General features: G+C 53.0%; 17 protein-coding genes. 11 read left to right on the top strand and 6 right to left on the bottom strand.

Annotated features, from left to right (window positions below; all coding sequences use genetic code 11):
- Together K3T83_RS27930 and K3T83_RS27925 are read left to right on the top strand one after the other, a co-directional pair.
- A complete protein-coding gene (locus K3T83_RS27930; RefSeq protein WP_220206198.1) occupies nt 1-825 on the top strand; it encodes a GNAT family N-acetyltransferase in 825 nt (274 codons plus the stop codon).
- Nucleotides 822-2,000: a glycosyltransferase family 9 protein gene (locus K3T83_RS27925; protein WP_220206197.1), complete on the top strand. Its 1,179-nt coding sequence runs from the start codon at nt 822-824 to the stop codon at nt 1,998-2,000. The genes K3T83_RS27930 and K3T83_RS27925 overlap by 4 nt, the downstream gene beginning before the upstream one ends.
- A gap of 54 nt (nt 2,001-2,054) precedes the next feature.
- Here the strand turns inward: K3T83_RS27925 and K3T83_RS27920 are convergent, their stop codons facing one another.
- The 4 genes from K3T83_RS27920 to K3T83_RS27905 form a co-directional block, all read right to left on the bottom strand.
- Nucleotides 2,055-2,723, bottom strand: coding sequence for an NUDIX domain-containing protein (locus K3T83_RS27920; protein ID WP_220206196.1), 669 nt, complete (start codon nt 2,721-2,723; stop codon nt 2,055-2,057).
- A 96-nt stretch (nt 2,724-2,819) separates the two neighbouring features.
- The gene (locus K3T83_RS27915; protein ID WP_220206195.1) at nt 2,820-4,091 is read right to left on the bottom strand and encodes a radical SAM family protein; all 1,272 of its coding nucleotides are present in this window, start codon (nt 4,089-4,091) and stop codon (nt 2,820-2,822) included.
- An 89-nt stretch (nt 4,092-4,180) separates the two neighbouring features.
- Complete coding sequence (locus K3T83_RS27910; RefSeq protein WP_220206194.1) at nt 4,181-4,483, bottom strand: hypothetical protein; 303 nt, start codon at nt 4,481-4,483, stop codon at nt 4,181-4,183.
- Nucleotides 4,484-4,995: 512 nt separating this feature from the next.
- Nucleotides 4,996-5,892, bottom strand: a complete 897-nt coding sequence (locus K3T83_RS27905; protein WP_220206193.1) for a Rieske (2Fe-2S) protein — start codon at nt 5,890-5,892, stop codon at nt 4,996-4,998.
- 195 nt (nt 5,893-6,087) lie between these two features.
- On the opposite strand from K3T83_RS27905, the gene K3T83_RS27900 reads away from it, so the two are divergent.
- Nucleotides 6,088-6,717, top strand: coding sequence for a helix-turn-helix transcriptional regulator (locus tag K3T83_RS27900; protein ID WP_220206192.1), 630 nt, complete (start codon nt 6,088-6,090; stop codon nt 6,715-6,717).
- An 87-nt stretch (nt 6,718-6,804) separates the two neighbouring features.
- Here the strand turns inward: K3T83_RS27900 and aroA are convergent, their stop codons facing one another.
- Nucleotides 6,805-8,148, bottom strand: a complete 1,344-nt coding sequence (aroA, locus tag K3T83_RS27895; RefSeq protein ID WP_220206191.1) for a 3-phosphoshikimate 1-carboxyvinyltransferase — start codon at nt 8,146-8,148, stop codon at nt 6,805-6,807.
- 351 nt (nt 8,149-8,499) lie between these two features.
- Here aroA and K3T83_RS27890 point away from each other — a divergent pair, with 351 nt between their 5' ends.
- Complete coding sequence (locus K3T83_RS27890) at nt 8,500-9,666, top strand: FAD-dependent oxidoreductase (protein WP_220206190.1); 1,167 nt, start codon at nt 8,500-8,502, stop codon at nt 9,664-9,666.
- 26 nt (nt 9,667-9,692) lie between these two features.
- Here the strand turns inward: K3T83_RS27890 and K3T83_RS27885 are convergent, their stop codons facing one another.
- Complete coding sequence (locus tag K3T83_RS27885; RefSeq protein WP_220206189.1) at nt 9,693-10,073, bottom strand: hypothetical protein; 381 nt, start codon at nt 10,071-10,073, stop codon at nt 9,693-9,695.
- Nucleotides 10,074-10,658: 585 nt separating this feature from the next.
- Between K3T83_RS27885 and K3T83_RS27880 the strand changes: the two genes are divergently transcribed.
- From K3T83_RS27880 to K3T83_RS27850, 7 genes are all read left to right on the top strand, one after another.
- Nucleotides 10,659-12,866 carry a molybdopterin oxidoreductase family protein gene (locus tag K3T83_RS27880; RefSeq protein ID WP_220206188.1) on the top strand — a complete coding sequence of 736 codons (2,208 nt, stop codon included), beginning with the start codon at nt 10,659-10,661 and terminating at the stop codon, nt 12,864-12,866.
- Entirely contained in the window at nt 12,866-15,325 is a 2,460-nt protein-coding gene (nirB, locus tag K3T83_RS27875; protein ID WP_220206187.1) for a nitrite reductase large subunit NirB, read from the top strand. The genes K3T83_RS27880 and nirB overlap by 1 nt, the downstream gene beginning before the upstream one ends.
- Before the next feature lie 43 nt (nt 15,326-15,368).
- Complete coding sequence (locus K3T83_RS27870; RefSeq protein ID WP_220206186.1) at nt 15,369-15,704, top strand: nitrite reductase (NAD(P)H) small subunit; 336 nt, start codon at nt 15,369-15,371, stop codon at nt 15,702-15,704.
- A gap of 95 nt (nt 15,705-15,799) precedes the next feature.
- Entirely contained in the window at nt 15,800-16,609 is an 810-nt protein-coding gene (locus tag K3T83_RS27865; RefSeq protein WP_220206185.1) for a uroporphyrinogen-III synthase, read from the top strand.
- A gap of 103 nt (nt 16,610-16,712) precedes the next feature.
- A complete protein-coding gene (locus K3T83_RS27860) occupies nt 16,713-17,942 on the top strand; it encodes a nitrate/nitrite transporter (protein WP_220206184.1) in 1,230 nt (409 codons plus the stop codon).
- A 77-nt stretch (nt 17,943-18,019) separates the two neighbouring features.
- On the top strand, nt 18,020-18,958 hold the full coding sequence (locus K3T83_RS27855) for a phosphotransferase family protein (protein ID WP_308441692.1): 939 nt from the start codon (nt 18,020-18,022) through the stop codon (nt 18,956-18,958).
- Between the two features lie 157 nt (nt 18,959-19,115).
- A complete protein-coding gene (locus K3T83_RS27850; protein WP_220206182.1) occupies nt 19,116-19,937 on the top strand; it encodes a class I SAM-dependent methyltransferase in 822 nt (273 codons plus the stop codon).
- Nucleotides 19,938-19,944 lie beyond the last annotated feature (7 nt).

Genomic DNA, 19,944 nt, shown 5'->3' with positions numbered 1-19,944 from the left:
ATGCAGAACATCCTACAACATCTGAATGATCCAGCCCTGCCAGCAGCGATGGAGCGCAATTTTGCCGAAGAGATGCTCAGTTTCGGGCGTGGTCTGCCGGGCGGCGAGGTACACGAGGATACAGAACTCCTCTGGTTCTTCACGGGCAGGCCACATCTCAACGGTGTCTTGCTGACACGTTTTGCGCAGGATAAGACCGCCTACATCAATACCAGGATTGAGGAGACGCTGGCATATTTTAAAGAGCGCCGGGTCGATATTGGCTGGTCGGTTGGTCCATCAAGCCGTCCAGCGGATCTGGCAGCCCATCTGGAAGAGTATGGCTTTGTGTATGCGGTCGATACCATCGGTATGGCCGTCGAAATCCAGCAAATCCAGACCAGCGTGCCAACCTCGTCAGAGCTTGTTATTCGCGAGGTGCTGGATGGCGAGACGCTGCTCCAACTACGCGATATAGAGATGCAGGGCTTCGACGGCACCCAGGAGATCGCTCAAGGCTACTACGATACCTACATGAAAATTGGCTTTGGCAACAATCACCCCTGGCATCACTATATCGGCTATCTAAACGAGAAGGCGGTAGCAATCACTTCATTGCTCCTCCATGCGGGCGTAGCTGGCATCTATGGAGTTGCAACGTTGCCCGAAGCACGCAAGCAGGGCATCGGTGCAACCATGACGCTGCATGCCATCCAGGAAGCTGAGGGACTTGGTTATCGCATTGCGATGCTTTCGCCATCAGATATGAGCCAGGGAATTTACGAGCGGATCGGGTTTCAGGAACGTTGTAGAATTTCGCATTATGGATGGTCTTTTACTTCATGAACGCACACACATCTATTGCCCTGCCAGCAACCGCACATATTCTTGTGGTGAAGATGGCGGGAATTGGCGATCTCTTGCTGGCGACACCGGCTCTGCGAGCGCTCCGTGAAAGCTATCCCCAGGCGCGCATCGACCTGCTGGTAACACCTGATTCGGCGGGACTGCTCAATGGCTGGTCAGTTATCGATAATATCATCGTGCTGGACAAATACCTTTTCGACCATCCTAAACAGCTCCTCACTCATCCCGAAAACGTCCTGCGGCTGGCTAGCCTATGGCGAACCTTACGTGCTGGTCGCTATGATGCGGTGCTGCTCCTGCACCATCTGACACTATTTTTCGGTCGCTTAAAACATCAAGCCTTGATGCGTGCAACCGGAGCGAAATGGCGCGTTGGGCTGGACAATGGACACGGCTGGTTTCTCAATGTACGCGTCAAGGATAACGGTTTTGGCGCAATGCATGAGGCCGAGTACGCTCTCGCCGTTGCCAGGGCAGTCGGCGCAACGACGAATAACCCGCGCTTAGAGATACCGTTGAGCGAGCAAGAACGTGCTACCGCACGGCAACTGGTCTATGGTGATGATGCGCCGGAGAGCGTGTCGCAGCCGATTATCGCCATGCATCCAGGAAGTGGCGGCTATAGCACAGCCCGTCGCTGGGAGCCAGAGCGCTTCGCCAAACTTGCCGATACGCTCTTTGATGATGTTGGCGGCCAGCTGCTACTCATGGGAGGGCCAGAGGAGGCCGACCTTCACCAGCAGATCATCGCTATGATGCGCTCTGCCATGCCCGTGCGCAGTTTCGCAGGCAAAGGCTCGATCAAGGTAGCGGCGGCGGTCCTGGAACTGGTCGATCTTTTTGTGGGCAACGATGCAGGACTAATGCACCTCGCCGTCGCAGCGGGTGCCCCAACGGTTGCCATCTTTGGTTTAACGAACCACAAGGCATGGGGACCATATACGGGAGGAGCAGACGAGAACCACGCCACCGTCGTTCGCCTCGATCTTCCCTGCATGCCCTGTTTCTATAGCGGCCACCTGCTCGGCACTCCCGAAGGATGCGCGACCCGCGATTGCCTGGCAACGCTGGAAGTCGATCCTGTTGCGGTTGCAGCACGCAGGATGTTGCGCGAAACAGGAAAGTGGAAGGCCCGTGAGGAAGAGATCAAATAAGGCAAAACAGAAGATAGCAAAGGCTTCAAAAAAGAAATTTCGTCGTAAATAGCATCAAGTGCTATATGCCAGTAATTGCTTGTATACCAGATCCAACCATTCATCTTGCGGAGACATCAGTTGTGGTCGCGGTACAAGCGGCACCCAGTAGAGATGGAAGAGATGACGCCCTTCCGCAAGATGGTCCCAGCTATCGGACGTCTCATGAGTGGTAGTCAACAGAAAAAAACGCCTGCTCTGCTGGGAAGATAAACACCGCGAGGGCACCCATCCACGCACGCTGAATTGCAGCTTGGGGGGATCAACGTTCAAATCGCACTCATCATGCCTGATCTCAGACCAGTTCCCTTCTACTCTCTCCAGCGAGACGATCATCCCACGCCGAAAAATGGACCCGTCGCCATAGCCAGTATCCACATGCTCCGCTATCAACGCAGGCTCACGAAATAATGGTGACGCACACATAAAAGCATAGCGATTGCTTTGAAGACTATATGAAGTTCGAGCCAATTCTTTGACCAGTTGTACACCTTCTAGCCCCGTCTCTTCCTGAGCTTCGCGGAGAGCAGCATTCTCAAACACCTCTCCCCCTTCTACCGTTCCCGCAGGCACCTGAACACCAGCTGTGGGATGAGCAAAAACCAGCAGTTCTTGTTGGGCATTTCTTTGCCGGACGATAAAGGCTGTCACTTTTCCTAAAATGTAGTTTGTTGCTTCTTGCATGAGAAGATACAGCTCCTTCAACACTGCAACTGTGTTTTTAAGACTATAAGAAGGCCAGCCTCTTGGTGAAGCTGGCCCGATAAGCTTGAGCTAATATTAAAGTGCAGGGGTAGGCTTGAAATCGCGTTTGACTGGGCGCGTGAAGTTGCCGATCTCGACATCGGGAACCTCGCGTTTCAATGTCTCGATCAGAGCTGGTATCCCCAGCGCTTTACCCAGCGAATCGAGCGCTGGCAGGCGGGGCAGCAGCACTTCGGGGTCAATATTGAGGTTACGTAACTGGATCAGCCGCAGCCCGGTCTCACGCACCAGCGAGAGCAGCGCCTCAACCTCGCGCTCACGGTCGATCATGCCAGGGAAGCAGAGCAGATTGATCGAGCTATAAACGCCCTCGTCGTGGGCACGCTTGAGCGATTCTTTGACATCCTCAAATGTATAACCAATGGGACGATAGTAGGCATTGTAGGTCTCAGGATACCCGGAAATGGTGCTGACACGAATGGTATCCAACCCTGCATCGTAGAGGCGTTGCACCCAGCGTGGATTGCTGCCATTGGTGTTGATGTTAATCACGCCCTTATCGGTACGCGCACGCATCTCTTTAATGGCGCGCTCAATGCGCTTCCACTGCATCAGAGGCTCACCCTCACAGCCCTGTCCAAAGCTGACGATGGCCTCCTCTGCCTGCTCCAGATGCGGCACAGCTGCCTCGACGATCTCGTCAACCGTTGGAATGAAGGTGAGACGATCCTGTGGGGAGATCAGATCCTCTTCCTCCTGCTTGGAGATACAGCCAATACAGCGAGAGTTGCAGCCGGGCGAGACCGCAATCGCCATTTCCCAGCGGCCAAAGAATAAATTGCTGGCGGTGGGACACGAGTAATCAAGCGCGCAGTGAGCGTGCTGTCCGATCACACGATTTTGTGGGTGCGCCTCCTGCTTCTCACGAACCAGCCGTTCCAGCTTCCGACGTGGAAACGAGCGCGGATGCCATTTGTGCGGATTATCGGTCTTCACCGCCGCAACATACATGCGCCCGTTGATACCGGCAACGGCACTATAGCCAAAAAAGGGTAGCGGCTCAGTTTCCGGCACTTTTTCGTATGCCGGAAGCAGGGTACGTGTGTAACCAATGGGCAGCAATGCAGCTACAGCCCAGCCGCGCCCGCGCGACAACACCTGCCGTTCGCCGTTGCGCTTTTGCCCAACGGCCAGACGATCAGGCATCATCGAAAGCGTCACGCCATCAGGCAACGGTATTAATTCGGAAGCCTCCAGCGGACGATCACCAAAGGCAAGCGCCCTGAGACGAGGTTCCTCGCGAATCTCGCCCTCTGGAGTGCTATAGATCAGATATGGAACTGACATCACAATCCTTACTGTGCTGTACACACGCACCTATGAAAGCCTGTGGATACCACTGAACTATCACGTGATCTTTTATCCATGCAATACAGCTAATGCATGGGCGGCGGCGTCGCTGGAATACGCGGACTGGTGGGGCGATCATCGGAGAGATCCTCATCAAAAAAGCGCTGATATCCACCGGTCACGCCAGTCTGAGCGTGTGAGGAGACGCGTTGCTCCAACTGTTTTGTGTCCTCATATACAAACGTCAGCAAAATATGCTCACCACGCATACTCTGACACACATGGCGAATGCGCGGATGTTCCCCTTCCATCCAGGCATTGACGATTGCCTCAAGCGCGGACATGCTATCACCACACTCAGCACTATCAAAGCCTTTAAATCTATACACAGCCTCTTCCTTTCGGCTTCGCAATGGATTTTATCTAGTCTTTCCTCCACGCCACGCGCAACTCAAGAAGAGTCCCTCTTAAACAATTCTGATCCATTGCAGGACGATGCAGAAGTGATCCCGCTCAACCTCTATGCCACGTAGCTCAGAAATAGCTTCGAGTATTGTATCATTCTACCCCGATAATTTCCATCCCCTGATTCCAGCAAGCAGGGCTTTCCAGTTCTCCGCTCAAAGGGGTGCAGGGTCTCCCTGCCGGGGTCTGGGGTGTCCCCAGTTTCCTTCCCTCCTTCGCGCGCCGCCTGCGGCGGCGCGCAAAAGAGAAGAAAAAAGGTTTTTTTCGGGGACACCCCGCACCCCGGCAAAGGGCTGCCGCCCTCTGCACTCCCGCTAGATGGGAGAATTGGAAAGCCCTGTTCCAGCAAGCAAGAAGTGTGCGAACCATGCCTGTACCTTGCTCGCACACTTCTTGCTCATAGGAGTTACCAATAGCCAGTTATCGCTATCGCACTTTAGCTCTCTCGACGTTTGATTTCTATCTGCTCATTGCGCACACGCACATCATAGCGGGGAGCCGCCACCGTCGCGGGACCAGTGAGGACTCGCCCATCACGCATACAGAAGCGCGACCCATGCCAGGGGCACTCGACGACATCACCGGTCAGCGTGCCCTCGTCCAGTGGCCCACCAGCATGCGAACAGGTTGCGGAGATAGCGTACAACTGCAAGCCCTGACGGAGCAAAACAACTGGAACGCCACCCACCATGACGCGATAGAGCTTATTTTCCGCCACCTCATCAAGAGGCATCACGGCCTCGTACTCCTCATTGCCCGCCTCCCACGCTGTATGGTTGATGTTTGTTCCCTTCACAAAGACGAGATCGCCACCGAAATAGGCAGCAGCAAGTACCGCAATAAGTCCCAGGAAACCGAGAATGGCGGCGGCCACATTCTCCCGCGCTCCTTCCGGCAAACGCAACAAAAAAGAGACCAGGTACAGCACCACCGCCAGGACGTTGAGGCCAGCATGATACAAACCAACGCGCCGTTCACCACCATAAGTATCGCTCCAATCGGCGAGGCCTGTTACGGCGGCAAGCACGGCACCAATCAGACCAACAATGACCGTCACAAATGCGCCCTGCGCGGCCCAGGCAGAGAAAGCGGGAGCAATCAGCCAGATGATGTCAAAAATTGCCGCCAGCACCCAGGCACCTACGGGGATATCAGTGATTGCCGGGTGTAAAGGGTGGCCCAATAAGGTTCCGTTCAGCAGCGAACGAAAGAGTCGAGGCGGTTTGCTACGCGCACCAATCACTGCCTGAATTGCGTGCTGCAATCCATCGCTAAAACGTTCTAGAGCTGGTTGGCGAGGAGTCGAAACGGCTTCGTTCTCAGATGTAGACATTACTTTGTCCTCCCAGGTGGAGAAAATGCATCAGGACTCGATGCAATCTCATCATCAGCGAACTTATCAATCAACAAGACCAGATCATGTATGTTTCATACCATAGTTTGTCAAGAAAGTCAATGAAATTATTGACTTTCTTGACAAACCGCGCCATACTCTGTATAGTGGTCGCAACAACGAAAGGTTCTCACGATGGCTATTACGAACTGGAATCAGCGTTTTTTCAGCAGCACGCGTGGACGCATTGTAGTGCTGTTGCGCCGGGCCAGCCGCACAGTAGATGAACTGGCGCAGGCGCTTGATCTTACCGATAATGCCGTGCGCACCCATCTCACCACGCTTGAGCGTGATGGTATCGTTCAACAGCGAGGAGAGCGCCGCAGCACCAGCAAACCAGCCCATATCTATGATCTGACTCCTGCAGCAGAGCAGCTCTTTCCCAAAGCTTATGGCCTGGTTCTCCAACGACTGCTAGCGGTCCTGGCAAAACAGCTAGAGCCAGCAGAGCTAGAAACGATCCTGCAAGAAACCGGTCGCGCACTTGCTGCACAGCGAGATAGCACTTCCAGCACGTTGCAGCAGCGGCTCGATGTTGCAGTGGAGGCGTTAAACGAAATGGGAGGAATGGCGGAGCTTGAGCAGTGCGAGAACGGCTACTGTATTCATAGCCACGCCTGCCCCCTGGCAACGGCGGCACAGAACCATCCTGCCATCTGTCAACTCGTCGAAGCATTTATCGCTGAAATAGTGGGCATTTCGGTACAAAACCACTGCGAAAGCGGAGAGATACAACGCTGCCAGTTTCGCATTGCCCAGGCGTAATTGCTAGAGTATTTTCGTAGTTGCGCGATAAATCGCGCTTTGCTCAAACTTTGAAGTAAGTGAGGCAAAGCGCGATTTATCGCGCAACTACGAAATAAATTGTATGTCAGCGCCCAGTTGTTGCAGTTCGGTGAAGAAGTGAGGATAGCTTTTGGCGATATGCTCTACTCCAGTCAGCGTCAGACCGCGCTGGCTGCGTAAAGCGACAATGGCAAGCGCCATCAGCACACGATGATCGCTATGCCCATCGACCTCGACGCCGCCTTCGATGCCGCGAGGTCGGCCCTGCACAAGGATGGAGTCCTGGCGAGGCATGACAGCGCACCCGGCCTTCCGCAGTTCGGCGCATAGATCGTCAATGCGGTCGGATTCTTTGTAATGCAAGCTTTCAATATTGTAAAAGACGCTCTCCCCCTCAGCAAAACAGGCCGCAGCAACCAGCACAGGGATACAATCAATAATCTGGTCTCCGTCGATGTCGGCTCCATGCAAGCGGCGTCCACCGCGCAACGTGACAGTATCGTTGTTAACCTGAAGATCGGCCCCCAGAGCACGAAAAGCGGCCAGCAGGGGTTCACCAACTTCATCTCCGGGCTGCAAACGAGCAAGTTGCAAAAGGCTACTCGGATCGCTGGCAGTAGCACAGGCAGCCAGCAGAGCAGCGGCGGAAGGATAATCGCCCGGCACCACATACTCGCGCGGCTGGTAGCGCTGACCGCCAGCAATCGTAAAATGGCGCAACTCAGAATCATGCTCAACGGCGATTCCCGCCATGCGCAAGATATCCAGCGTGATGCGTACAAACGGCTGCGATTTCAAACCATCAACAACCTCGATCTCCAATGTTTCCCCAATCAAAGGGGCAAGGAAAAGCAACGAGCTGAGGTACTGTGAACTGCGCGCGCCAGAAATAGCAATCTCACCGCCATGCAGCTTGCCGCCATGTATGGTGATAGGAAGATATCCCTCCGGGTCGCTACTCTCGCACGTGGCTCCTAGCGCGGTCAACGCCTCCAACAACTCGCGGTTCGGTCGCTTGCCCAACGATTGTGGATGATCGGTCACAAAGGTCACGTCGGGCAAAAAAGCGCCCAATCCCAACAAAAGGCGCAGAACGGCCCCCGCATTGCCCACGTCAATAGTCACCGATCCGTCATTGTGGGGTATACCCACTCCGCGTACATGTAAGACGGTATGTTGTTCGTCCTCCCATGATAATTCTGCGCCCAATGCCCGGCAACCGCGAAAGAGGGCTTCGCTATCATCACTTTCCGCCGGAAAAAATACCCGACTTTCGCCATCAGCCAGTGTTGCCGCTAACAAATATCGTAACGTGTAATATTTAGAAGAAGGGACGATTGGCGTTCCTGCGAGACGACTTGATGGTGCAATGTAGAGCCTTTGTAGCGAGGATGTTGCTATTTTTGTCATATTTTCTGCCTGATTTCCCCTGTAGAATTCTATAGTTCAGTATGAACGCGCTTCTGCACAGGCTTGCTTCACCATTACCGCTGACGATAAGAGCCACTTTTGAATGAAATCAGCTTACGCAAAAGCGATGAGATGTTATACCTCAGCACTCATTCTATCTTCATTTGTTATTGCTTTTCAACAACACAATCGTTCACAAAGATATTACACTGTAATTACAAATGACATGCAAGTATTTTCAATTAAATTTATTATTTTCTCAAAGAATGATTTCTGCATTTGATTGATTTTAAATGGAAGGTCTGTTATACTCCTCTGTATGAACAAACCGACAGGAGGCGAGCGACAATCGTGTACCAACCAAAAATCGTCATTGTAGGAGCGGGCATAGTCGGACTCTCAACAGCCTACGCGCTCTTAAAGCAGGGCATGAAACAGGTCACTGTTTTGGAACAGGCAGTTGTCGATCACCGCCGTTCGACATCGCATGGTCTTTCGCGCCTACTCCGTTTTGAGTATGGGCCAGACAGACTCTATACGCAGATGGTTCAGCTCAGTTTGAATCGCTGGCTAAGTCTGGAGCGGACATCCAGGCGTATTCTTTATACGCCAACCGGCCTGCTCTCGCTGGGCCACGAAAACGATACCGTTACCAGGGCAAGCTATCATGTATTGCGTGAGGCAGGAATTCCTGTAAAGACTCTTTCCCGACAGGAATGTATTACACAATTTCCTCAATTTAATACAAAGCTGTATGAATTATTTACTTATAATACCGACGGTGGTATCTTACATGCTTCTTTTTGTTTACATACCCTGAAAGAGTTGATACTTGACATGGGAGGGATCATCCGCGAGCAGGTCCGTGTGACGCGTATTGCACATGACAATCGACAGTACCCGGTACGATTACACCTCCACACGGGAGACGTGCTGGCAGCGGATCATGTTGTGATAGCAACTGGTCCCTGGGTCCACCGGCTGCTGGGAGATCAGCGTCTGCCGGTTCGCCTGACGCGTCAGTATGTCCTCTACTTTGCCAATCTTCCTACAACTGCCTTCAAGCGCAACACGTTCCCGGCTTTCCAGGCCGATGATCTCTATGGTTTTCCTATCCATAGTACATGCGGAGGATATGGTCCAGGCTGGCTTAAAGGCACCTCTCATAGTTTTGGTAATTCGGTAGACCCTGATGAAATGCCACATATGGATGAGCAGGTAGTGACGCATATTGCAAGGAAGCTACGAACATTGCTACCAGCGCTGGAGCAGGCCGAACTTGCGCATGTCGATTCATGCATTTATGATGTCAGCCCGGATGAAGATTTCATTCTGGACTATCTGCCTGATGATCCGCGTATCGTTTTCGCCACCGGCCTCACAGGACACGGCTTCAAGTTCGGCCCATTGCTGGGTGAACTGCTCAGCAGCCTGGTGTGTGAAACACCACCCCCGGTAGCGCTGAATCGCTTCCAGGTGGCACGCTTTGGCACGATACACGCTGGTTCGGTTGCATAAGCAACTGCTGTGTGGGGATCTGCGCCCTACCCCCACACGTAGGCACTGAAATAAATGCTGACGCCAATAATAATGTTAACCAGGGTCAGCCCTAATCCGATGACGGCCAGCGCCACTGCCCAGGTTGCCATTGTGTACAGCCCAGGCACACGACGACCAACCAGCCCCATCACCAGGCTTGTAATTGCAATCGGCAGTCCACAAATAGGAAAAAATGCCGCGACAATACTAAACATGCTGAGAATAAAGCCGGTGCAAACGAAGCGCCTCTCACCCTCTGTTGGAAGCGCATATACATTTGAACGATCCGTCATCCGGCGCATCATCGCCACATAGAGGCGATCACGCCACTGCGACGCAGACCCGGAAGCAGCCTTACGGCTTTCTTGCGATAATTGTATTTTCATAACTGCTCACCCTTTTGCATGAATCGGCACACTGTTTACCCTTTACCAAATAAATGCCGTCTCTACAAGAAAGTCCTTCAGCTTATAGCTATTTTACCATAGAACGCCACAGACTCCTCTATTTAAGACAGCAGTTGCCAACTACCCTTTAAGCCGCTCTAGAAGACGCATGCAGATACTTTTGTGGGGCCGATTCAATAGTCAACAAATTTATGCACTTTGCCTATTTTCATTATACGCCTTGCTTCCTTCATGAAAATGAAGCTCTCTGTCTTGTATAAAGTTGCCATTATCATCCTCCAGCCTCATCATATTGCAACTAGCCCATAAATCGGCTCCCCAGGCCGATTTATCACCATTCTCCATTTCGTAATTTATACACTTTGCACAATGTCCAGCGCAACATTTTAGCACTTTTATCAGTTCACATCCTATTTCCCGCGTGATAATGTATAAGCACACAATGATTTTGTGCATAATACACAAACACCAAATTTGAATTGTTCTGGACCGCCTCCAGGCAGTGTTGCATGTAACCAATCTTCTCTTGTAGAGAGTTCTGGTACAAAAGGCGTTGCCAACACGATGAAGACCCCAGATGACGAAGCCGCTTGTGGGGGAGAACAAAGAGCGTTTAGTCGATCATACTGGGAGAAAAACGTGCAGAAGCCTGTTGCGTTTCAAAAGAATCATACTTTCAAGCCGGTGAATGTCGCCACGCATTGCCCCTATTGTGCCTTTCAGTGTGGTATCCATCTCAAGGGATCGCGCGAACAAGCGAAGGTGGCGGGCAATGCTACCTTCCCTGTCAACCAGGGCGGTCTCTGCATCAAAGGATGGACCGCACCAGCCACGCTCTCTCATCCAGATCGCCTTCTCACACCGCTTGCTCGGCAGGCAAGTGGAGCGTTTTTGCCGATTACCTGGGACGAAGCGCTCAGTCGTATCGTGCAGGCTTTTCAGGAAGAGCAGCGGCGTTATGGCCCGCATGCGGTCGGTATCTTCGGCGGCGGCTCCCTGACAAACGAGAAGGCATATCTGCTAGGCAAGTTTGCGCGTGTGGCATTAGGCACCGAACATATCGACTACAATGGTCGCTTCTGCATGTCTTCCGCCGCTGCTGCCTCTATCCGGGCCTTTGGCATCGACCGGGGGCTACCATTTCCGATAGAAGACGTTGCGCACGCCGAGGTAATACTACTGATTGGTAGCAACATCGCCGAAACAATGCCACCCATGATGCAGTATATCGATCAGCAGCAGAATCGTGGTGGGCGACTCATCACGGTTGATCCGCGCACTTCAACGACTGCACGCGCCTCCGCTCTACATCTGCGGCTCATGCCTGGAACCGATGCTGCGCTGGCAAATGGCTTGCTACATATCCTTATTCGCGATGGCCTGATCGATCAAAACTATATTCGCACACGCACCGACGATTTCGATCAAATTAAAGCGGTAGCCGCGACTTACTGGCCCGAACGCGTCGAGCGCATTACTGGCGTACCGGAAAAGCAACTGGTGCAGGCCGCTCGTATGCTTGGTAGCGCTCGCTCGGCGATGATCTTGACCGCTCGTGGCGTCGAACAGCAGAGCCAGGGCGTCAATAATACCCTGGCGTACATTAACGTTGCTCTGGCATTGGGGCTGATGGGACGGCCATACAGTGGCTATGGGTGTCTCACAGGTCAGGGCAACGGTCAGGGCGGGCGCGAGCACGGACAGAAAGCGGATCAGTTGCCGGGTTATCGCAAGATCGATGATCCTATTGCACGCGAGCATATCTCGCAGGTCTGGGGCATTCAAGAAAGCGATCTGCCCGGTCCCGGCAAATCGGCCTATGAGATGCTCACATCTATCGGCCAGGACAACGGCATTCGCTCTCTGCTGGTAATGGGATCAAATATCGCTGTCTCCGTACCCGATGCGCTGCATATCGAGGAGAAGCTCAAGCAGCTCGATTTCCTGGTGGTCGCAGACTTTTTCCTGTCAGAAACCGCAAAATTGGCCGATATCGTCCTGCCGGTGACGCAATGGGCGGAAGAAGAAGGCACCATGACCAATCTAGAGGGCCGCGTAATCTTGCGCAAACGCGCGTTTGACCCGCCACCAGGGGTACGAACTGAGATCGATGTCCTCTGTGAACTGGCATGGCGTATGGGCAAGGGGCAATACTTCTCCTTTACCGATGCGCGGCAGGTCTTCGATGAGCTACGTCAGGCTAGCGCCGGTGGCACCGCCGATTATTCGGGCATCACCTACGAGAGGATCGAGGAGCAGCAGGGAGTGTTCTGGCCCTGTCCCAGCGAGGATCATCCTGGCACGCCCCGTCTATTTCAAGAAACATTTCCAACACCCACTGGACGGGCACGCTTTACGGTCGTGAAGCATGCAGCGCCGGCAGAAGAACCTGATGCGGATTATCCGCTATACCTCACAACTGGTCGCGTGCTAACACATTATCAGTCAGGCAGTCAGACCCGACGTGTGGGGCGCCTGCACGATATGATGGAGGAGCCATTTGTCGAAATCCATCCCTCAACGGCGCGTCACTACCGACTCGCCAACGGAGATCTCGTCAAGCTCTCCACCAGGCGTGGCAGCATCGTGCTGAAAGTGAAAGTGACGCGTAGCATTCGTGAAGATACCATCTTTGTGCCCTTCCACTGGGGAGGGCATCTCTCTGTGAACCGCTTGACCAACCCGGCGCTAGATCCCACAAGCCGCATGCCTGAGTTTAAGATATGCGCGGTCAGAATCGAGCCGGTAGAACATGCAATGGAGGAGAACTAATGACTCAGAAACAACGCCTTGTGATTATTGGAAACGGAATGGCTGGCGCTCGGTTCATCGAAGAGGTCGTGGCACGTCAGGGCAATGAGTACTTTGACATCGTGGTATTTGGCGATGAACCCTATGGCAACTACAACCGCATTCTGCTCTCCGGCGTGCTGGCGGGAACGCACGATCCGCAGGATATCTTTATCAATCCGCTGGCCTGGTACAAAAACAACAACGTCACCCTGCACAGCGGCAGCCCCGTCACCCGCATCGACACTGCTGAAAAGATGGTCTATGCTGACAACGGGACCGTTGAGCACTACGACAAGCTGGTGATTGCAACGGGCAGCGCTCCCTTCATCCCGCCCATGAAAAACCTCTACAAAGAGGACGGCCAGTTCCGCGAAGGACTGTTCATCTTCCGCACGCTCGACGATTGCGAGAGCATGACCAATTATTCCAGCCAGTGCGACAAAGCCATCGTCATCGGCGGTGGTCTGCTGGGACTTGAGGCAGCTCGGGGTCTGCTCAATCGCGGTCTGGAGGTCCATGTCATACATCTACTGCCACAATTGATGAACGTGCAACTGGACCCGGCAGCCAGCGAGATGCTACACGAAACGCTACGAAACATGGGAGTACATCTCCACCTCGAAAAGAATAGTGTCGCGGCCCTGGGCAGCGAGCGCTTCGAGGGACTGCTATTCTCTGATGGCTCGGTCTTAGAGGGCGATATGTGCGTCATCTCGGCTGGCATTCGTCCCAATATCACGCTAGCAAAAGAGGCCAGTATCCACGTTGAGCGCGGGATCGTAATCGCTGACGATCTTTCGACCAGCACACCTGATATCTACGCGATTGGCGAATGCACGCAACATCGCGGATGTATCTATGGCCTGGTCGCGCCTCTCTGGGAGCAGGCTCGTTGTCTCGCCGATCTTCTCACCAACAAGCAGGAACAAAACACCTATCAAGGCTCCAAAGTCTCCACCAAGCTCAAAGTCATGGGCGTCGAACTGGCTGTGATGGGGGCGAAAGAGCGCACCTGTGAGAGCGATGAGATCGTCACCTACTCTGAACCATCGCGCGGCATCTACAAGAAATTGATTGTGAATAAAGGACGACTGGTTGGCGCGATCATGCTAGGGGAGAACGCAACCACCCCTCGCCTGCTTCAACTTTTTGATCGAGAAGAGGTAATCCCTGAGAATCGTGCGGAACTGCTCTTCCCGCTCTCCGGCGATGCTCCGGCCTTCAACGTCGCAGATCTGCCGGATGATGCGCAGATCTGTAACTGTAACGGCGTCTCGAAGGGACAGATTGTGGCGGCAGTGAAAAGCGGCAAGCGTAGCCTCAAGATGCTATGTGATGCGACGCGGGCCGGGACGGGCTGCGGTTCCTGCAAATCGCAGGTGCAGGCGCTCTTAGAGTTTGCCTCCGATGGCGTGATGGTCGACGATCCATCGATCCACTACTATGTACCAGGCGTGCCGCTGGCCAAGCCGCAACTTATCGAGGCGATCAAACAGCAAAATCTACGCAGCGTCTCCGCTGTTTTTCAAGCACTGGCAGGCGGCAAAGAAGATGCAGGCAGCAAAGTTGGCCTCGCCTCGTTGCTCAAAACGATCTGGGGCAAGGATTACGAGGACGAGCGCGATGCTCGCTTCATCAATGATCGCGTCCACGCCAATATTCAGAACAACGGCACGTTTAGTGTGGTCCCGCGCATCTACGGTGGCGTGACGACGCCGGAACAACTGCGCCGGATCGCGGACGTGGCCGATAAATATAAGGTGCCAATGGTGAAGATCACTGGCGGACAGCGCATCGACCTGCTCGGCATCCCCAAAGACAAGCTGCCCGAAGTCTGGAAAGAGCTGGATATGCCATCGGGACATGCCTATACCAAATCGTTCCGCACCTGCAAGACCTGCGTGGGCAGCGAGTTCTGCCGCTATGGTGTGGGTGATAGCACCGGGCTGGGCATCAAGATTGAGAAGCGCTTCCAGGGAATAGAATCTCCCCATAAGATGAAGCTCGCCACCACTGGTTGTCCGCGAAACTGCTCGGAGGCCACAACCAAAGATCTAGGCGCGGTCGCTATCGAGGGCGGCAAATGGGAGATCTATATCGGCGGCGCGGCAGGATCGCAGGTGCGCAAAGGCGACGTTCTGTGTACAGTTGGATCGCACGACGAGGTTCTCCTCTATATGGGACGCTTCATGCAATACTATCGCGAAAACGCGAAATATCTGGAACGCACTTGGGCATTTGTGGAGCGCCTGGGCATCGATCATCTACGCCAATTGCTGGTGGAGGACTCCGAAGGCATCTGTCAACGTCTGGACGAGGCGATCCAGGCCAGCGTCGATGCCTACGTCGATCCCTGGCAAGAAGCGGTCACACCAGCTACGCCGACACAGTTTTCACAAGTCCTGAATGTCGTTGAGAAAATTCCGGCCTTATCCTAGTCAAATATCATCCCAGCCCACTAGAAAGAGGAGCAAAACTATCATGTCAATCGTGTTACCACCAAACAAAGTCATCTACAACCTGGGGCCTCTCGCTAGAATCCCGCAGGGAGAGGGGCGCACCTTCCAGGTAGAAGAGGCCGCGATTGCCATCTTCCATACTCGCAGCGGCAAAGTGTTTGCGGTGCAGGCGACTTGCCCACACAAAAATGGACCGCTAGCCGATGGCATCGTAGGAGACGACAAGGTAGTCTGTCCTCTGCACTCATATAAATTCGATCTGGTATCCGGTGAGGCGCTGGGGAGCACCTGTGATGCGCTCAAAACCTATACGGTCACGGTGAACGAACAGGGCGATCTCCTGCTCACTGTGAATTAAGGGACCAACTGGAGAGAGTTTGCTGATTTGCTTGCTTGTGCGCTGTATCATATCTCTAAACACTATCTGGACAAACATATTAGGAGGAGTATGAGATGAGTGGTTTCAAAGACGCGCGAATTGCGCTGCTGGAAGCCCGCATGAGCAGCGAGATGGCGGACCTGGTACGTCGTCATGGCGGTAATCCCTACAACGTACCAGCGGTCCGCGAGGTTCCTATTGAGAGTCAGAGCGAGGTGACGACCTTTATCAATCACCTCACCCAGGGCAAGATTTCGATTGCAGTGTTTTTTACAGGGGTAGGTGTGAATGCGCTCTTCAAGCAGGCGGAGCAGCTCGGCAGGCTCGCCGAACTGCAAGATGCGCTCCGGCAGCTCACCGTTGTCAGTCGCGGCCCCAAACCGGGTGCAGCGCTGAAGCGAGCGGGCATTCCTATTGCATTGAGCGCGGCAGAGCCATACACGACCGAAGAACTGTTACAGGCTACGCTCACGCTCGATCTTAACGGCAAAGTCGTTGGCGTGGTCCATTATGGCGAGCGCAACGAACAGCTCACGAGTGCATTAAAGGAGAGAGGAGCTTCTATCGAAGAACTCTGTCTCTATGAATGGCTCTTGCCAGAAGATCTCACCTCACTGCAAACACTGGTCCATGAAATTATCGACGGGCATGTAGACGCCGTTGTCTTCACCAGCCAGATCCAGATCCGCCACCTTTTCCTCGTCGCCGAAGACATGCATCTCACACATGAGCTAACGACAGCTTTACAGAGTAGAACCGTTGTCGCTTCTGTTGGACCCACCTGTACCGGCGTGCTGCACCAGTACGGTGTGACTCCCCACGTCATCCCAGAGCATCCCAAAATGGGGCATCTGGTGAAGACGCTCGCCGAGTATATGGCGTAATTGCTAGCATAGTTTTTCGTCTATCTCAGAATATTTCTGGCTATTGCTGGTCCGCTTTTTATCAAGCGGCCCATAGCCAGACACAACAGAAAAGAGGTGCAGCTTGCACATACAAACAGTCAAGCGCTCAGGCTCACCAGCTACTGTCCTGGCTTCCTTTCTTCATTTTGATCTCTGTTTCACCATCTGGGTACTGTTGGGGGCGCTCGGAATCTACATCACGAAAGATCTTGGCCTCAACGATGCTCAGAAGGGATTGATGGTCGCTATCCCTACGCTCAGCGGCTCTATAGCACGTATATTCATCGGGTTGTTGAGTGATCGTTACAGCGGCAAACTGGTTGGCACATTGATGCTGATCTTTCTCTTTATCCCGCTGCTGGTGGGCTGGCTGGCCCCGATCAACTTTCCCCTGATCATTCTGGTCGGGTTGATGCTTGGCGTCTCGGGTGCCTCGTTCGCCGTTGCACTGCCGCTTGCCAGCCGCTGGTATCCACCGGAACAGCAGGGGCTTGTGATGGGCATTTCAGCGGCAGGCAATATCGGAACGGTGATCTCTAACTACTTCGCGCCACGTATCGCGGCCAGCTTTGGCTGGCAGGCCGTGATGGGCTTCTGCATCATCCCTCTGGCGATAGTGTTCCTGGTCTTCGTACTATTGGCAAAAGATAGCCCAAACCAGCCGAAAGGCCAATCGATCAGCAATTATCTGGTGGCCTTGAAACGTGGTGATCTCTGGTGGTTCTGCCTGTTCTACAGCGTGACGTTCGGCGGCTTCGTTGGCTTGGGAACCTTCCTACCGATCTTCTTCAACGTGCAATATAAGCTCAGCGCTATTGATGCAGGCTCGCTCACAGCTCTGGCAGCCTTTATGGGTAGTACATTGCGTCCGCTTGGCGGCTACCTCTCAGACAAATTCGGCGGTATCCGCATGCTGACCATCTTCTTTACGCTGATTGCCCTGCTCTACGCGCTGGCCTCGTTCCTATTCCCGCTCAATATTATGGGCTGGCTCATCGTCATCAGTGTCAGCATTCTCGGCATGGGCAACGGAGCAGTGTTCCAGCTCGTTCCGCAGCGCTTCCGCAAAGAGATCGGCATTGCCACCGGTATCGTCGGAGCTTTCGGCGGTCTGGGCGGCTTCTTCCTGCCAACGCTCTTAGGCAGTGTCAAGCAGTTGAGCGGCTCCTACGCGTTTGGTATGCTGGTCCTGGCGCTGCTGGCCCTGGTCGCGCTGATAGCGCTGCGCCTGCTCGTAGCCTTCCGTGAAGGCTGGCGTCTCTCCTGGACTACGCTCTCACCAGAGGGCGAACCTGCAAGCGCTCAATCGTAGCCCTTACTCAAAACGTAGCCCAAAGAGCATGTCACCTGATTGTGTCTGCAATCAGGTGACATGCTCTTTGGGCTATAATGTCAATCATGGAGAAGAAGACCAATCTTTCAGTACAAGTAGTGAAAGCGTTTCTCAGGGAACGTTTCTCGCATGAGATACAAGATGTTCGTCCCATGCAAGAGGGCGAGGTCTCGCAGGCATTTTCGTTTGCGCTGGGCGAAACTGGCTATGTCATTCGCGTTAACAGGTCCATTGAAGGCTTTCAAAAAGATGTCTATGCTTACAAGAATTTCCATTCAGACAGGATACCCATCCCAGAAGTTATCCAGCCTGGACACATTGATGAGCGACACGCATTTTGCATCAGCGAGTACGTCCCAGGGCTGACGCTGCAAGATGTCGATCACAAGGCCATCCAACAGCTAGTTCAACCGACCGCCGATATCTGGTCGGCCTTACAAGAGTATGGTCTTTCCCATACCAGCGGATATGGCAACTTCGATGCGGACGGACGGGGGCAATATGCAACGTGGAGAGAATATCTTCTCTCCATTCTTAATACTGCTTCTTTCTATCAAGACCATGCAAAGGGCCATATAGATCAGGCATCACTCAACGATATCATTGCTATTTTCACCTCTTTTATCCAGTATTGTCCAGAAGAGCGCCACCTTGTTCACGGCGACTTTGGCTCAAACAATATCCTCACTGATGGCACGCGCATTACGGCAGTGCTAGATTGGGATTGCGCCAAATTTGGTGATCCGCTCTTCGATGTGGCAACGGCTTATTTTTGGAGTACATGGCTTGATTGTATGGCGGCTCAAGCGACATATTATGAAGCACATTTAACGCATTTATCTAATTATAGAGAGCGTCTTCTCTGTTATCAACTGCGCATCGGGCTATCAGAGGTCTATGACAATATTCTCCACCACGATTGGCAAATGGCTCAATGGGCACTCCAACGTAGTGTAGAGGTTATAAATAACTCACTACCTCATCCGAGCGTATAAATACTATGGGTCCGCATACATTATGGGACGTAACCATTCATGATGCTTTTGCTACTGCTGCTGGACAGAAAGGGGGACCATCAGAGCAGCGAAGGGCAAGCACTTTCTTTATGCAACATTTCTTAAAAAGACATGCCAGACGGGAAAGGAGAACACTATGCTCGCGCAACTCTTTGACGCTGCCTGTTATCTCTCCCCAGATATCAGGCGCTTTCTCATTAGAAACTGGTTCCAATACCTGTCAGCCCTGGACAAAGATGCCTACATGACCTGTATGAACCTCGGCTATGTCTCTCTTGATCCTCATACAGAACAACTTACGCTCAACGATGAAGATATTCACAACCACTACTGCCTTCAGATGTACCATCACGTCGTTCATACTATAGATCTAGAAGGGCTGGATGTGCTGGAAGTAGGTTGCGGGCGCGGCGGCGGCGCATCTTATGTGAAGCGCTACCTCAAACCAAAATCTTTGACTGGAGTGGACATCTCAAAAAATGCGATTACTTTCTGCAATAACTTTTACCATCATGTAGAGGGGTTGCACTTTCTTCAAGGCGACGCGGAAAATTTACCGCTTGCAGACAATACCTTCGATGTCATTATCAATATCGAGTCTTCATATGGTTATGGCCGCATGAAACACTTTCTCGCTGAAGCGGTTAGAGTTCTGCGTCCAGGCGGCTACCTGCTCTTTGCCGACTATCGTAACTCGGAAAATATTGTGACATTGCAAAAGTCCTTTCTGGATGCCGGGCTAACCATTTTAAACAATACATGCATCAACGATAATGTGCTAAAAGCACTGGATCTTGACCACGAACGGAAACAACAACTCATCGAGCAGAAAGTTCCTCCCTTCCTCCGCAAGGTCTTCTTCTACTTCGCTGCTCAGCAAGGCTCAGAAATGTATAGATGGCTCAAAACAGGAATGGTCGATTATCGCAGTTTTGTGCTTTCTAAAAGTACGAGCTAAAGATGTA

Source organism: Reticulibacter mediterranei (assembly GCF_016587455.1).
The sequence above is the reverse complement of the archived record's forward strand: the minus strand, read 5'-3'. Positions and strand labels throughout refer to the sequence as shown.